This window comes from Kiloniellales bacterium (assembly GCA_030064845.1).
Taxonomy (GTDB): domain Bacteria; phylum Pseudomonadota; class Alphaproteobacteria; order Kiloniellales; family JAKSDN01; genus JASJEC01.
This window is the reverse complement of record JASJEC010000001.1, coordinates 82,067-96,699: the sequence shown is the minus strand read 5'-3', so window position 1 is coordinate 96,699 and position 14,633 is coordinate 82,067. Positions and strand designations below refer to the sequence as shown.

Sequence of the window (14,633 nt, the reverse complement as noted above, 5' to 3'; positions counted from 1 at the left end):
GGCTTCGATCGCCGGCGGGCCGCTTTCCTTGTTCTCTCCAGACGAATTCTAGCTTGCGGCCGGCGCGTCCGCCGGCTGTCCGACCTCGCGCAGGTGGCAGGCGACCGTGTGGCCCGGCTGGACCTCGACCAGGGCCGGCGCCTCCTCGCGGCAGCGCCGCATCACGTAGGGGCAGCGGGTATGGAACCGGCAGCCGCGCGGTGGGCTGATCGGGCTCGGCACGTCGCCCTGGAGGATGATCCGCTGCCGCTCGATCTCCGGGTCGGGCACCGGCACCGCCCCGAGCAGCGCCTCGGTGTAGGGGTGCAAGGGGGTGGTGAAGAGCGTCTTCTTGTCGGTCAGCTCGACGATCTGCCCCAGGTACATGACGGCGACCCGGTGCGAAATGTGCTCAACCACCGCGAGGTCGTGCGAGATGAAGAGGTAGGTCAGGCGGTATTCTTCCTGGAGGTCCATCAGCAGGTTGATCACCTGGGCCTGGACCGAGACGTCGAGCGCGGACACCGGCTCGTCGGCGACGATCAGACTGGGGCTCAGGGCGAGCGCCCGAGCGATGCCGAGGCGCTGGCGCTGCCCGCCGGAGAACTCATGAGGGTACTTCAGCATGTGCTCGCGCTTCAGCCCGACCCGCTCGAACAGTGCTGCGACCTGTTCTTTGCGCGCCGAGCGCGTGGTGCCGTTGCGGTCGTAGTTCTCCAGCGGCTCGGCCACGATGTCGCCGGCAGACATGCGCGGATTGAGCGAGGAATAGGGGTCCTGGAACACGATCTGCATCTGCCTCCGGTAAGGCAGCAGGTCGGCGCCGTGGAGCCGGGTGATGTCCCGGTCGTGCAGGTTGATCGTGCCGTCCGTGGTGTCGATCAGGCGCATGATCAGCTTGCCCACCGTGGTCTTGCCGCAGCCGCTCTCGCCGACCAGGCCCAGGGTCTCGCCCCGTCGGACGTGGAACGACACGCCGTCGACCGCGTAGACGTGGCCGACCGTCGACGAGAAGAGGCCCTTCTTCAACGGGAAGTACTTCTTCAGCCCTTCAACTTGCAGGACCGTCTCCGTCGCGTTCCCGTTGCCCGCGCCGCCGGTCATGGCTCCGCCAGTCTCCCGGCCTCGAAGCAGGCAACGCGGTGGTTTGGGCGCAGGGCTTCGAGCGCTGGCGACGCGCCGCGGCAATGCTCGGTCGCGTGGTCGCAGCGCGGCGCGAAGGCGCAGCCGGGAATGTCCTGCAGCAGCGAAGGCACGGTCCCCGAGATCTCCTGGAGCCGGTAGCGCGTGTCCTCGACGACGCGGTTGAGCCGGGGAATCGACCCCATGAGGCCCCGGGTGTAGGGGTGCAGGGGTCGACCGAAGAGCTCCCGGGCCGGCGCTTCCTCGACCTTGCGCCCGGCGTACATGACGATGACCCGCTCGGCCATCTCGGCGACCACGCCCAGATCGTGGGTAATCAGGATGATCGCGGTCCTCAGGTCCTCCTTGAGTTCCAGCATGAGATTGAGGATCTGCGCCTGGATCGTGACATCGAGCGCGGTGGTCGGCTCGTCGGCGATCAGCACCTTGGGATTGCACGACAGCGCCATGGCGATCATCACCCGCTGACGCATGCCGCCTGACATCTGATGGGGATACTCGGTGAGGCGCTGCCGGGGATCCGGAATGCGCACCAGGTTGAGCATCTCGGCGGCGCGGTCGTCGGCTGCCTTCCTGGAGAGGCCCTGGTGCAGGATGATGGATTCCGAGATCTGTCGCCCGACCGTGAGCACCGGGTTGAGCGAGGTCATGGGCTCCTGGAAGATCATGGAGATCGCGTTGCCCCGGATGTCGCGGATCTCCCGCTCCGACGCGGTCAGCAGGTTGCGCCCCTCGAAGAGGATGCGTCCCGAGACGATGCGCGCCGGCGGCTGCGGCAGGAGCCGCAGGATTGACATTGCCGTGACGCTCTTGCCGCAGCCCGACTCGCCGACCACGCAGAGGGTCTCGCCGCGGCGCAGCGCGAAGGAGAGTCCTTCCACTGCACGCACCACGCCGTCTCGTGTCTCGAAGTGAATCCTGAGGTCGTCAACCTCGAGGATCGGATCCGACGCCTCCTGCGGTCGATCGGCTTCCGAGAGCGCGGCCGGCCCGGCCATCTAGCGCATCCGCCGCGCGATGCGCGGGTCCAGGGTGTCACGCAGGCCGTCGCCCAGGATGTTCACGGTCAGCACCATGAAGGCGAGGCAGAGGCCGGGGAAGAAGATGATCCAGGGCTTGATCTGAAAGAACACCCGGCCCTCGGCCATCATGTTGCCCCAGCTCGGCACCTCGGGCGGCGTGCCTGCGCCGAGGAAGCTGAGCAGGGCCTCGACGATCATCGCCGAGGCGCAGACGTAGGTTGCCTGGACCATCAGCGGCGCGAAGGTATTCGGCAGGATGTGGCGCAGCAGGATCTTGGGCAGGCGCGTGCCCGAGGCGACCGCCGCCTCGACATAGGGCTGCTCGCGGATGGTCAAGACGACCGCGCGCACCAGCCGGACCACGCGCGGGATCTCGGGCACGGTGATGGCGATGATCACGTTCTGCACGCTCGAGCCGAAGAGCGCCATGAGGGCGATCGCGAAGAGGATCCCCGGGATTGCCATCAGACCGTCCATCACCCGCATGACCGTGGCGTCGATGATGCGGACGTAGCCGGCCAGGAGCCCGATGACGAGGCCGATCGCCGTGCTGAGGACGGCGACGCTGAGGCCGACCGTCAGCGAGATCCGAGTGCCGAAGACGGTCCGGGCGTAGACGTCGCGGCCTAGGTGGTCGGTGCCGAACCAGTTGGTCTCGCTGGGCGGCTTCAGGCGGTTGATCGGGTTCAGCTCCAGCGGGTCGCTGGCCAGCCAGGGCGCGAAGACCGCGACCGCGGTCATGGCGGTCAGGATCGTTACGCCCACGACGACGGTGGGATTGCGCCGGCCGAATTCGAGGGTCCGTTCGAGGCGCCCCTTCGGCGCCTCCAGCGCCAGGTCTCCCGGTACCGCAACCATCGATGCCGCTTTCCCCGTCTAGTAGCGGATCCTCGGATCCAGGAAGGTGTAGGCGATGTCGACCATGAGATTGATCAGCACGTAGATCCCGGCGAACAGCAGGATGATGCCCTGGATGATCGGGTAGTCGCGCCGCAGGATCGAGTCGACGGTCAGCCGTCCCAGCCCGGGAATGTTGAACACGCTCTCCGTGACCACCACGCCGCCGATCAGCAGCGCGATGCCGATGCCGATGATCGTAACGATCGGGACCGCGGCGTTCTTCAGGGCGTGACGCAGCAGGACCACGGTCGAGGCCAGACCCTTGGCGTGGGCCGTGCGGATGTAGTCCTCGGTCAGGACCTCCAGCACGCTGGCCCGGGTGATGCGCGCGATCAGCGCCGTATAGAGCAGGGCGAGGGCCAGGCTGGGCAAGGTGATGCTGCGCAGGAACGGCAGGAAGCCCTGCTCGATCGGCACGTAGCCCTGGACCGGGAACCACTTCAGCTGGATCGCGAAGACGTACATCAAGATATAGCCGATCACGAAGACCGGCACGGAGAAGCCGAGGACCGCGACCACCATGGTCAGGCGGTCGATGATCGAGCCCGCCTTCCAAGCGGCCAGCACGCCGAGCGGGATGGCGACCACGACGGCGATCACGATGGTCGCGAGCGACAGCGCCAGGGTCGGCTCGATCCTCTGCCGGATAAGGTCGGCGACCGGCAGGTTGGAGAAGATCGAGATTCCGAGGTCGCCGTGCAGCAGATGCCACACCCAGGTGCCGAACTGAATGTAGATCGGCTGATCGAGGCCGAGCTTGGCGCGGATCCGCTTGATGTCCTCCGGGCTCGCGTAGTCGCCGGCGATCACCGCGGCCGGATCGCCGGGCGTGAGGTGCAGCAGAAGAAAGACGAAGATGCCGACGACCGCCATCACCGGGATGGTCGAGAACACGCGTCGGATGATGTAGGTGTGCATGCGGCGCCCGATGAAGTGCCTGGCCGTGTCGGCGGCAGTGTTTCAAGTGTAGTCGCCACGTCGCGTCGCGGTAAAGGCGCGTGAGAGCGATGCCTCCGCCTGCCGCCCTGTGTGGGCCGGGGGACCGAAGAGAGGTGCAGAGGACCGACACGACCTGCCAGGCGGACGCCTTGCGCCCCCTCTAACGCCGCGATCGCGGTCGATCTCCTTCTATTGCCCGTCCGAAACGCCGATTCTGCCCTCGTCCTCGGTAAAACTGCCGGAAGTCTGTCGGCTGCATTATTGGCAAGGATTTACGGACATTACCTACGAGATCCAGAATTGTTAGCGTTGCGTCTCTGGGAAAGAATGCCTCCTGCTGTGGCAAAAGCCACACTTAGGAAGTTCGTCTTGCGATAAAGATGGATTATGGGGGAGCAGTGAGTGCTGTTTGATAATCAAAACGAACGGATAACCGGTAAGAACACCAACCGTTTGGCCGATCTGAAGCCGATCTAGGTTTGTCCAAATTCGATTGGTCAGGCACTCCCCCGGGCAACTCCAGACCGTGTTCGCCGGAGGAGGCAGATCATGACATATCGAAACGCGACAAGAACTGCTGCAATCGCGTGCTGCTGCCTGTTTGCCACAGCATGCGCCGAGTGGAATTCGATCTATCGGACCCAGGATCTCAAGAACGAATCACTCGTGACCGATGCGAAGCAGCGTGTCGTCTTGAACGTGCCCGCGCGCGGCGGGCCCGCGGTCAACATGCCGGCAAGAATCTACTGCGCGGAGCCCAGTCCGGACGTTGCGCAAGCCCTCTCCCAGAGCCTGTCAGCCGCCCTTGAGGTGGAGATTGGGAGCAAGGGAAAAGGGTCCGGGCAAGTCGCCCAGTCATCGGTGGAGAGCATTGCCCAGCTGGGCGAGCGCTTGGCCACGATCCAGCTTCTGCGTGACGGTTACTACCGAACCTGTGAGGCCTACGCGAACGGCGCCGTGTCGGATACCACCTACGCCATGATCCTCGGGGGCATCGACGACGTGATGGCCACGCTCCTTTCGGCGGAACTGGCGGCGGGCGCTTTTGGGCGTGCCCTCGCAAAGGCAGGCGGCGAAAGCGCCGCCGGAACGGGGCTTGGACCGGGCGTGGATCCCGAAAAGATTGCGGCAGCTCAGAAGGAGCAGGTTGACTTCCAGGCCGAGATAGCCGCGGAGGAAAAGCGAAAGGAGCAGGCGGAAGCTGCCGGCAATCAAGACGACGTCAAGAAGTCTGAAGTCAAGCTGGCAGAGCTCCGTGTCAAAGAGCAGGGCGCCGCCGATCGACTTCGGGAAGCAAAAAGGCCGAGTGCATTCGCTTCGGCTTCCAGTCGACCGGGCCAAAGCATCGGCCAATTGTTACGGCAAGGGTCTACGAACAGCGCACAGGCTGTAACGGCAATACACCGGACTTTCATCGAACAACCCAATCTCGATGCCTTGTTCGTCGCCTGCGTAACGGCGCTCGACCGGACGCATCCCCTCAATAAAGACGGTGTAGATCCCTCGACACCGATGGTGTTGTACACCAGCGGTGAGTATCTCAAGGGAAAGCCAAGAAGAACCGTCTTCACCGAGGTTTGCGAGAATCTCTTTTCGGTACCTGCTGCAGACGCTCAGGGACAAATTCCGAACGCCAATCACATGCCCTTCTTCAAGATACTCGACATCGGGTTTAAGATCAGAACAGAAACCGGCCGACAGAAGGTGCATATGAGCTGTCTTCGCCAGATCGAGGATGCCGATAGATCCTGTAAACAGGGCGACCAGAACTACTGCGTTCACAGGGATAAACTTCTAATCTTCTGCAATGGGGACAATAACTAAGCGCACAGCCCCCCATCGAAGGCGGCGTGGAGGCTAGAACTCGTTGATCCTGTCTAGCGGGAAAATCGGGCGCCGCAGCTCGCGATAATCCAGGCGGCTGTTGTCGGACGTCGTGACCCCCTCACCGTCGCAGGTCAGCGTCGTACCGGCGATCGGCGCGAACCCGGCACGGTAGTGGATCCTCGACTTCAGGATCAGATAGCGCGTCACCCTCGGATCGATTCCGACACTGGTGAAGATGCCGAGGTCCCAGGGCTCGTGATGGCGGGAGACGACAACGATCTTCATGCCATCGCTTTCCAGGACCGCGGTCGGGCCCGTGTGGACCTCCATGCCAGTGTACATCGGCCCGCGCACGGTCCAACGGCCGTCGCTCAGCACCCTCACCTGTCCCGTGATCTTCAGCGGCCGGCCCTTCAGCCCGACGCTGGGCATGTCGGTGCGGCCGCCCAAGTGGATCGTCACCGTCGCCCCGACGCCCGCCGACTGCATGGCTTCGACGGCGGCCGGATCCCAAACCGCCGCCACGGCGACGTCGCGCAGGCCCTGGCGCCGCACCTCTTCGATCACCGTCATGACGTCCTGCGTCCCGCCGGAACCGACGTTGTCCGCGTGGTCCAGCAGCAGCACGGGCCCCTCCTCCAGCCCGGCCGCTTCGGCGACGGTTTCCGTCAGCAGCCGGTGCCGATAGACGAAGTCCTCCCGCGCCGACCAGGCCGCGTCGAGCAGGCGGTCGCGCGCCGCCTCGGCGCGGGCGCGGTCGCCGTCGGCGACGGTCAGCGCCGACACGCCGGCATCGGGAATATCGGCCAGGGGAAAGCCGCCGAACAGGGTGGCGGCCAGGCAGCCGCCCGCCTCTTCCGCTTCGGCCATCGCCTGAAGCCGCTTCATCGGCTGGTCCGCCGTCCCCATGCGCAGGGTCTGGGCCAGCAGCGGCGCCCGGCCCCAAGCCTGCACAGGCTCGACCTCGCCGGCCAGAGCGCGCAGCAGCACCCGGCCGATCTGCTCGCCGACCGCATACATGTCGACGTGGGGATAGGTCTTGTAGCCGATCGAGACGGTGGAATTCTCGACCATGACCTCGGTCAAGTTGCAGTGCAGATCATAGGTGCAGGCGATCGGCAGTCCCGGCGCGACACGGCGCAGCTCGGCGAGCAGCGCGCCCTCGCCGTCCGACAGGTGTTCGACCACCATGGCGCCGTGGAGGTCGAGCAGCGCCCCGTCGAACCCGCCCTTCGCCGCCGGCTCGACGATGGTCTCGACCATGCGCTCGAAGCAGGCCCTTTCAACCGGGGCGCTAGGCATGGCCTCGGCGGCCAGGGGCGTGGCGATATCCGCGCCCGCGCCACGGGCGAGGTCGAGATAGGCGCCGATTGGCGTGTTGGTTCCGCCCAACGCCCCGGGCACCGCCTCGCCCCGGTGCAGGCACCAGCTCTCGAAGCGACGCCAGTCGGTCGGTACTGGCGAGAAGGTGTTGGTCTCGTGCTTCATCATCGCGACCAGAAGCCGCATCACAGCCTCCTTGGGCTGTCTCTTGTCCGTTTGTTGCTGTGAACAAGGTTAGCCCAGACCGGAGGAGAACTTCAGTATCGGAAAACCTCCGGGCGCAACATCACGAGTCCTCCGGGCTCCAGTCCGTGACCGTTTCCCAGTCGCCCTTCTCCTCCGCGCGCTCGAAAGCGCAGCCGACATCGGCGCGAGAGATCTGGAGCAGCGTCGGATCGCGGTCGGCCAGCCAGTAGATGTTGCAGATCCTGATGTTGCCGGCGTCCTCCATGAAAGCCTCATCCTCGTCGCCACGATACAAGCGCCAACCGGAATCCTCGGGCCGTTCGGACCCCTCGCGGTAGGCCCAACAGGCCTGCCGCCCAGACTCGAGAACGAGTGCCGAGACCACAGCGGACTGCTCGCCAATGGTCAGGTAGGAGGGATCATCGGGCGTCAAAAGGGTCCGGGCTATATGGTTTGCCTGGAACTCTATGGTGTCGCCAAGCTCCAGATCATGGATGTAGACCGGCTGGTTATCGAGTACGCCGCAATAGCGGCAGATCGCGCCGTCCTCGATGCGCTCATTGACCTGGACCCACATGCGCTCGGCGCGGGGCTCGTCCTCGCCGGGGTCTCTCAGAATGAAGTGAAGACGTACAAGGTCGCCCACCTGGCACTCGTGGCGTTTCTTGGCCGAAGGGATGAAAAAGCTTTCGGGCGATGCTTGGGCGGCGGTCACGACGTCTTCAAGATACCAGCTGCGCATCGTTCGGGCCCCCGGGAATCGACCAACCGGGAAAACTAGCCGAAAGTGGTAAAGGCTGCGTTTCCGTCCGAGAGAGGCTGCTTCGAGCCGATCACTAGATCGACAGCCGCCCCGACTCCGCCAGGCCGGTGACGACCTTGCCGGGAGACCGCACCGGCCGCCCGGGCGGGTCCATCGCCCCGAGGAGATCGACCAGGGACCACATCTCGGCCTTGGCGGCCTCCTCGCTGCGGCTGGGGGTGCGGCCCCGGAACACCTGCAGGTCGTCGAGCACGGTCAGCCCCTCGAGAAAGAGTTCCCGATAGATCACCCGGTCCCGGACGTCGCGCGCCAGGCGATAGCCGAGCGAGGCCTGGAGCTGCTTCAGGACTTGTTCCAGCTGTATCTGGTTGCGGGTCTGGGGCCTAGACACCCGGTTACGTACCACGATCCAATCGAGCGGCTGCCCGCCCGCGATCATACGCGAGCCCCAACGGTCCAGCACGCTCAGGCAATAGCGACTCGGCCCCACCACGGTCTGACCGGATTCGTCCATGCGGACGAGGATGTGCAGGTCGACGAAGCTGTCGTTGAGCGGCGTCACCAGGGTGTCGGCCAGGACATGGGCCAGCCTGGAGCAGAAGGTGTCGCTGCCGGGCGTATCGACGACGATGTAGTCATTCTCCAACAGCGCCTGGAAAGACTCGGCGATCCGCGTCGTGTCTTCCGCCTCCGCCGCCGCCGTGCTGTCGGCGGTCGAGTGATGCAAGGTTCGGTGGGCGGGCACCTCCAGCGCCGGATTCCCGGCCCCGCGTTCCCTGGCGGCCCGTCGCTTGCGATACTCCACGAATGCGGTGAAGGACTTCTGCTCGCTGTCGAGGTCGAGCGTCCCGACCGCGTAGCCGCATTTCATCAGGGCGACGGCGATGTGCATCGCCAATGTTGACTTGCCGGTTCCGCCCTTCTGGTTTCCCACCGTGATCACGCGCGGGCGTACCGCGCGTTCGAACCAAGCGGACTTGAGGTCTGTCTTCATCAGGGCTGCTCGTTGCCTGCGTTCGAGAGTTCGTTCGATGACAGCTTTCGCGTTCCGCGGTCCTCTCCAGGACTCTCATAGAGTTTCATGACTTGCTTTGTGGGGCAACAATATATTGCCGAGTGTCAGGGCGGGAGATACTATATGTATTGATAAGGGGCAGTTTGTGTCGGAAGACTCGGCCTGCGGCACAACGCTACGCCTTCCCAAGTCCGGGGCATCCATCATCGGACAGTGAAGGCGGGACTGAAACGGAGGGAATTTGTATGCGCGTCCTGGCCTTTGCGAGCCAAAAAGGAGGATCGGGGAAAACCACGTTGGCGGCCAACGTGGCCGTTCAGGCGGAACGTGAAGGGAGCGGCCCCGTCGCTTTGATCGACACCGATCCCCAGGGCAGCTTGGCGGAATGGTGGAACCAGAGAAGCGATCCGACGCCGGTGTTCGCCCACGTCTCGGTCGCGCACCTGCCGGAACATATCGCGCAAATGGAGGCGCGCGGAATCAAGCTCCTGGTCATCGACACGCCGCCGGCGATCAAGGCGACCATCGGCCATGTCGTCAACGCCGCCGACCTCGTGGTGATTCCAGTGCGGCCAAGTCCGCACGATCTGCGCGCCGCAGGGAAGACGGTGGATATCGTCGAGAGCCTCGGCAAGCCTTTGGTCTTCGTCATCAACGGCGCCCATCCGACGGCGAGAATTACCACGGAGGCGGCGATCTCCCTGTCCCAGCATGGACCGCTCTGTCCCGCCGTCATTCGTCAGAGAACCGACTACGCCGCGAGCATGATCGACGGGCGCGCGGCCATGGAGATCGCCGGGAACTCGAGATCCCCCGAAGAGATCGCGCAGCTCTGGTCCGACCTCAAGGAGAGGCTGGAGAAAGGCCGCCGGCATCGAGCCCATTGGCCGCGCACCGCCCCGACAGAGAACTATCAGGCCAACACTGCGCTTTAAGGCCTGTTGTCAGTTGCGTCGCGCTCCTGGTCCGAGTGAAATCGACCCGCTGTTAGGCGCGAGGAGGAAGGACATGCGGAGCATATTCGACGACGAGCAACGTGGCAGCGGGTCGATTACACCGGATCCCTTCGGGACGGGACGGGGCGCATTTGCGCCGAGGCGGCGTCGCGGAAGGCCTTGTGGGGCCCCACCCCACGGCGCCTCCCGCTCCTGGCCCCGGCGCAAATGCGCTCCCGCCAGGAACGCGACGTAACCGACAACAGGCCCTAGGCAACAATGGCGAACAGCAAGAAGAAGGCAAAAGCGGCGTCCCTGACCGGAGACCTTCTGGTCCGCGAGAGAGGAAACAGCAAGGCGGGCTTCGTGCTGGTTGGCGGGCGTGACGCCCCATCGCGGGCCAGTCCGGCGGAGGTCGCCGCCACTGAACCGGCGGCGGCCCACGACATGGAAGCCCGGCCGCCAAAGGCGCAGCTCCGCAGCATTGACCTAAGCCCTGCGGGCGGGAATTCCGCGGATCCGCAGGCGCTGGTCCAGGCCTTGCGGGGCGGCCAGATCGAGCAGGCTGAGCAGCTGTTCGGCGTCATGACCGGGCTCTCCGCCCGGAAGGCCAAAAAAGTTCTCTACGGCGACTCGGGCCAAAGCCTGGCCATGGCCTGCCGCGCGCTCTGCTTCGACCAGTTGCAGTTCGCCTCGACCTTCATCCTGACCCGTAAGCTTGGCCTCCCGGAAGCGGAAGCCGACCCCAGGTTGCTCAGCCGCGCGAGCCAGGTCTTCGAGGAAACCGGGCAAGAGGCCGCGCTTGAAGTCTTGGACGCCTGGCGCCAGGACGACGACCGCGCGTAGACTGTCTGTGTCGCCGCGCCCCCGCCGGGCCGGGCAGCTTGGGGGCAGAGAAGCGTGTCCATCGTCATTCACCACAATCCCGACTGCGGGAACTCGCGGAACGTGCTCGCCATCATCCGGGCCGCCGGCAGCGACCCGGTCGTGATTCCCTACCTGGAAACCGGCTGGACCCGGCCGCAACTCCTGGGACTCTTCGCGGCGGCGGACCTGACGCCGCGCACGGCGCTCCGCACGACGAAATCACCGGCCGAGGAGCTGGGACTGACCGACCCGTCCTGCGACGAGGACACGATCCTGAACGCCATGCTCGAGCATCCGGTGCTGGTCAACCGGCCAATCGTCTGCACTCCGAAGGGCGTCAGGCTGTGCCGGCCGAGCGAGGCGGTTCTCGACCTGCTCGAGCGGCTCCCGCCGGGGCCGCTCTACAAGGAAGACGGCGAGATGATCCTGGATGCCGAGGGCGCGAGGGTCGGCGCCGGAGCCTGAGGCTACCCGCCGGGCCCGCGGGGATCAGGTTTCCTTTGCGCAGTCCCGGCTCGACCGGGCATACTTGCGAACGACTCGAAACAAACGAAAGGAGGTGATCCCATGTCTAGTGATTACGGTGCCAAGACGGTGAGCCCTGGTACTCTTCGCAGGCGGTGGAGCAGCCTCTTTCGCCAGCGCTGAGCACCGAGACTTCGGTCTGAGGACTTTCCTCTGGCCCATTCACGGAAAGGCGGCCTCCGGGCCGCCTTTTTCCTTTCCCGACTTGCTCCGGCAGCGGGAATCTCGGCGATTGACTCTTCGGGTCCAAACGAAGAAGAGAAGCGCTGCTCAAACCGCCGGGAGGGGAGGAAAACCCATGCGCCTAGGTTTCTTGTCAGTGCTCGTTGCCCTTTGTTTTGCCGGGACGACCGCCTCGGCCGACACCTTGGACCAGATCAAGAAGAGCGGCGTCGTGAAGATCGCCTACCGGACCGATGCGCCGCCCTACTCCTTCAAGGATGCCGTCGGCGAGCCCAGCGGCTACACAGTCGATCTCTGCCGCGCGGTGGCGGTCGGGCTGAAGGCACAACTCGGCCTCGAGCAAATCTCGATCGACTACGTCCCGGTGTCCACGCAGGACCGCTTCAAGGTCATCCAAGACGGGGCCGCCGACATGCTGTGCGGTGCTACCACGGCGACGCTGTCCCGTCGGGAACTTGTGGACTTCTCGGTGCCGGTCTTCGTCGACGGTGCCAGCGTCCTGTTCCGCACCGACGGCCCGCGTAACTTCGAGGCCCTGGCCGGCAAGAAGATCGGCGTTCGGGCCAACACGACCACCGAAGAGGCCCTGGGCAACACGCTCAAGAAGATGGCGATCAATGCCGAAGTGATCGCCGTTTCCAGTCACGACGACGGCCTCAACAAGCTGGCCTCCAAGGAAATCGAGGCCTATTTCGCGGATCAGGCGATTCTCTTGTTCCTCTTGGTCAAGAATCCCTCCGCGCGGGGCGCACTGAGCCTCTCCAACCGCTTCTTCACCCACGAGCCCTATGCCATCGGCCTGCGCCGAGGCGACAGCGACTTCCGTCTGGCCGTGGACCGCGCGCTCAGCCGCATCTACCGCAGCGGGAAGATTTCTGGAATCTTCAAGGAGAACTTCGGCACGGTCTCGCCGAGCGACATGATCAAGGCGCTCTTCATCGTCAGCGCGATGCCCGAGTAGCCCGATCGGCGTGCGTCAGTGGAAGCCCCCGGCCTGAACGTTGACGTCATTCTCTTCGACGTCGGAGGCACGGTCTTCGACTGGCGCGCCGCCGTCGCGGCAGCGCTGCGCGAAACGGAGGCCTTGGCTTTCCGGACCGCCGATCCCGAGGCCTTCGGCGCCGCATGGCGCAGGCAGTCCCTGATCGAAGTCGAGGCCATCGCCGAGGAAAGGGCGCCGTGGCGCCCCTTCGATCCGGTGCTCGAGACTTCCCTGGACCGGACGCTGACCGATTTCGGAATCGGCGATCTCTCCCCGCGCGACCGTGAGATCCTCCTGAAGGCCTGGGAAGCGATGCCGGTCTGGCCAGAGGTCCCAGCCGCCCTCGCCCGTCTGCGCCGCAGGTTCTTCATCGCGCCGCACACGATCCTCAGCCTGCGAATCGCCGCTTTCAGCTCGCGGGCGGCCGGACTCGGCTGGGATGCGATCATATCCTGCGATTCTCTCGGGGCGACCAAGCTGAACCCGGAAAGCTACCGCCGCGCCCTCGCCGCCATCGGCCGCCCGGCGGAGCGGGTCTGCTTCGCCGCCGCCCATCCCAGCGATCTCCGCGCCGCCGGCGCGCAGGGCATGAAAACGGCCTACATCGTCGCCCAGCTCCACGACTACGGCGACGACTACGAGGACACCGGCTTCGCGGCGGAGTTCGACTTGGTCGCGGAGGACTTCACCCATCTCGCCGACCTCTTGGGGGCGTGATCACCTCTGGGGCCGCTTGCCCGCGCGCGCGCCCGGGCTAAACTTGCCGCCATGTGCGAGCTGCTCGGCATGAACTGCAACGTCCCGACGGACATCCGCTTCAGCTTCTCGGGGCTGATCCAGCGCGGCGGGCGGACCGATCACCACCGAGACGGCTGGGGCATCTCCTTCTACGAAGGTAAGCGCTGCCGCAGCTTTCACGACCCCAAGCCGGGTTGCGAGTCCGAAATTGCCGAACTGGTCCAGAGCCACTCGGTGAAGAGCCTCAACGTGATCTGCCATATCCGCAAGGCGACCAACGGGCGGGTTTCTCTCGAGAACACCCACCCCTTCACCCGCGAGCTCTGGGGCCGGAGCTGGTGCTTCGCCCACAACGGCAAGCTCAAGGGCGTCAAGACCCGGCCGCTCGATCACTACCGGCCGATCGGCACGACCGACAGCGAGCACGCTTTCTGCTGGCTGCTCGACCAAATCCGCGAGCGCTATCCGGCGCCGCCCCGGAGCGACCGCGCTTTGCGCAGGCTGATCCGGACGCTGGCCGAAGAGCTGGCGGCGCTCGGCACCTTCAACATGCTGCTCTGCGATTCACGCTACCTCTACTGCTTCTGCAGCACGAAACTGAGCTGGCTGACCCGCCGCGCGCCCTTCGGCGAGGCCAGCCTGATCGACACCGAGCTGACTGTGGACTTCGCCAAGGAGACCACACCCAAAGACATCGTCACCGTGATCGCGACACGGCCCCTGACCGAAGGCGAGGACTGGGTCGTCATGGAACCAGGCAGCCTGGTTGTGTTCCACGACGGACTGCCGATCTCGCCTTCGGGTCGATCATGAAGCACGCTCGGAACCATCGGAGGTCCGCATGACGCCCAAGCTACCGAAAGCCGCGCACCTGCTCCTCGTCTGGGTCCTCGCCCTGACGGCGGCCTGTGTAGGCGCCGGCGCGTCGGAGACCCCCGAGCCGCACTACGACGCGCGGCTGATCGGCAAGGTCGGCGACGTGACCCGGCCCGAGAGCGTCTGGATCGGCGCGATCGAGATCCGCCTGCGGACGCCCTTCGTCCTCGACGGGCGGCGGGACGACGCACTGGCGTTCATGCGCGCGCTCGCCGTGACCGGACGCGAGGTGGAGTGCCGGCTGACCGGTGCACGGATGGCCGCGCCAGGGGGCGGCGCGCTGGTGGGCGACTGCGTCGTCTTCGGGCCGACCGACGGGCGCGAGATCGATCTCGGCACGCGTCTGATCGAGCGCGGCTTCGCGCGGCCTTGCAAGGACCCCGACGTAATGATCACGATCTGGCCGCCGGTCTTCGACTGCCTGTGAGAC

The 14,633-nt window shown here is 65.3% G+C and carries 15 protein-coding genes; 8 read left to right on the top strand and 7 right to left on the bottom strand.

Annotated elements, in window-relative coordinates:
- Window positions 1-48: 48 nt before the first annotated feature.
- Genes QNJ67_00440 through QNJ67_00425 form a run of 4 tightly spaced genes read right to left on the bottom strand, consistent with a single transcriptional unit; the run spans window position 49 to window position 3,962 of the window.
- A complete protein-coding gene (locus tag QNJ67_00440; protein MDJ0607416.1) occupies window positions 49-1,083 on the bottom strand; it encodes a dipeptide ABC transporter ATP-binding protein in 1,035 nt (344 codons plus the stop codon).
- Window positions 1,080-2,120 (bottom strand): ABC transporter ATP-binding protein, encoded by a 1,041-nt coding sequence (locus QNJ67_00435; GenBank protein ID MDJ0607415.1) that lies wholly within the window; start codon window positions 2,118-2,120, stop codon window positions 1,080-1,082. The genes QNJ67_00440 and QNJ67_00435 overlap by 4 nt, the downstream gene beginning before the upstream one ends.
- Window positions 2,121-3,002, bottom strand: a complete 882-nt coding sequence (locus QNJ67_00430) for an ABC transporter permease (protein ID MDJ0607414.1) — start codon at window positions 3,000-3,002, stop codon at window positions 2,121-2,123. It lies immediately after the preceding gene.
- A gap of 18 nt (window positions 3,003-3,020) precedes the next feature.
- The gene (locus tag QNJ67_00425) at window positions 3,021-3,962 is read right to left on the bottom strand and encodes an ABC transporter permease (GenBank protein MDJ0607413.1); all 942 of its coding nucleotides are present in this window, start codon (window positions 3,960-3,962) and stop codon (window positions 3,021-3,023) included.
- A gap of 570 nt (window positions 3,963-4,532) precedes the next feature.
- Here QNJ67_00425 and QNJ67_00420 point away from each other — a divergent pair.
- Window positions 4,533-5,807: a hypothetical protein gene (locus QNJ67_00420; protein MDJ0607412.1), complete on the top strand. Its 1,275-nt coding sequence runs from the start codon at window positions 4,533-4,535 to the stop codon at window positions 5,805-5,807.
- Between the two features lie 33 nt (window positions 5,808-5,840).
- Here QNJ67_00420 and QNJ67_00415 read toward each other — a convergent pair whose 3' ends face one another.
- The 3 genes from QNJ67_00415 to QNJ67_00405 all read right to left on the bottom strand — a co-directional run bounded on the left by QNJ67_00415 (window position 5,841) and on the right by QNJ67_00405 (window position 9,076).
- Entirely contained in the window at window positions 5,841-7,319 is a 1,479-nt protein-coding gene (locus QNJ67_00415) for a M81 family metallopeptidase (GenBank protein MDJ0607411.1), read from the bottom strand.
- Window positions 7,320-7,419: 100 nt separating this feature from the next.
- Window positions 7,420-8,061 (bottom strand): DUF2185 domain-containing protein, encoded by a 642-nt coding sequence (locus tag QNJ67_00410; GenBank protein MDJ0607410.1) that lies wholly within the window; start codon window positions 8,059-8,061, stop codon window positions 7,420-7,422.
- 94 nt (window positions 8,062-8,155) lie between these two features.
- Window positions 8,156-9,076, bottom strand: coding sequence for a division plane positioning ATPase MipZ (locus QNJ67_00405; protein MDJ0607409.1), 921 nt, complete (start codon window positions 9,074-9,076; stop codon window positions 8,156-8,158).
- A 266-nt stretch (window positions 9,077-9,342) separates the two neighbouring features.
- On the opposite strand from QNJ67_00405, the gene QNJ67_00400 reads away from it, so the two are divergent.
- The 7 genes from QNJ67_00400 to QNJ67_00370 all read left to right on the top strand — a co-directional run bounded on the left by QNJ67_00400 (window position 9,343) and on the right by QNJ67_00370 (window position 14,630).
- A complete protein-coding gene (locus tag QNJ67_00400; protein ID MDJ0607408.1) occupies window positions 9,343-10,032 on the top strand; it encodes a ParA family protein in 690 nt (229 codons plus the stop codon).
- A gap of 279 nt (window positions 10,033-10,311) precedes the next feature.
- Entirely contained in the window at window positions 10,312-10,878 is a 567-nt protein-coding gene (locus QNJ67_00395) for a DUF2336 domain-containing protein (protein ID MDJ0607407.1), read from the top strand.
- 54 nt (window positions 10,879-10,932) lie between these two features.
- Entirely contained in the window at window positions 10,933-11,364 is a 432-nt protein-coding gene (gene arsC, locus QNJ67_00390) for an arsenate reductase (glutaredoxin) (protein ID MDJ0607406.1), read from the top strand.
- Between the two features lie 358 nt (window positions 11,365-11,722).
- Complete coding sequence (locus QNJ67_00385) at window positions 11,723-12,568, top strand: amino acid ABC transporter substrate-binding protein (protein MDJ0607405.1); 846 nt, start codon at window positions 11,723-11,725, stop codon at window positions 12,566-12,568.
- A gap of 18 nt (window positions 12,569-12,586) precedes the next feature.
- Entirely contained in the window at window positions 12,587-13,306 is a 720-nt protein-coding gene (locus QNJ67_00380; GenBank protein ID MDJ0607404.1) for a hypothetical protein, read from the top strand.
- Between the two features lie 51 nt (window positions 13,307-13,357).
- The gene (locus QNJ67_00375; GenBank protein MDJ0607403.1) at window positions 13,358-14,140 is read left to right on the top strand and encodes a class II glutamine amidotransferase; all 783 of its coding nucleotides are present in this window, start codon (window positions 13,358-13,360) and stop codon (window positions 14,138-14,140) included.
- A 28-nt stretch (window positions 14,141-14,168) separates the two neighbouring features.
- Window positions 14,169-14,630: a hypothetical protein gene (locus QNJ67_00370; protein ID MDJ0607402.1), complete on the top strand. Its 462-nt coding sequence runs from the start codon at window positions 14,169-14,171 to the stop codon at window positions 14,628-14,630.
- Window positions 14,631-14,633 lie beyond the last annotated feature (3 nt).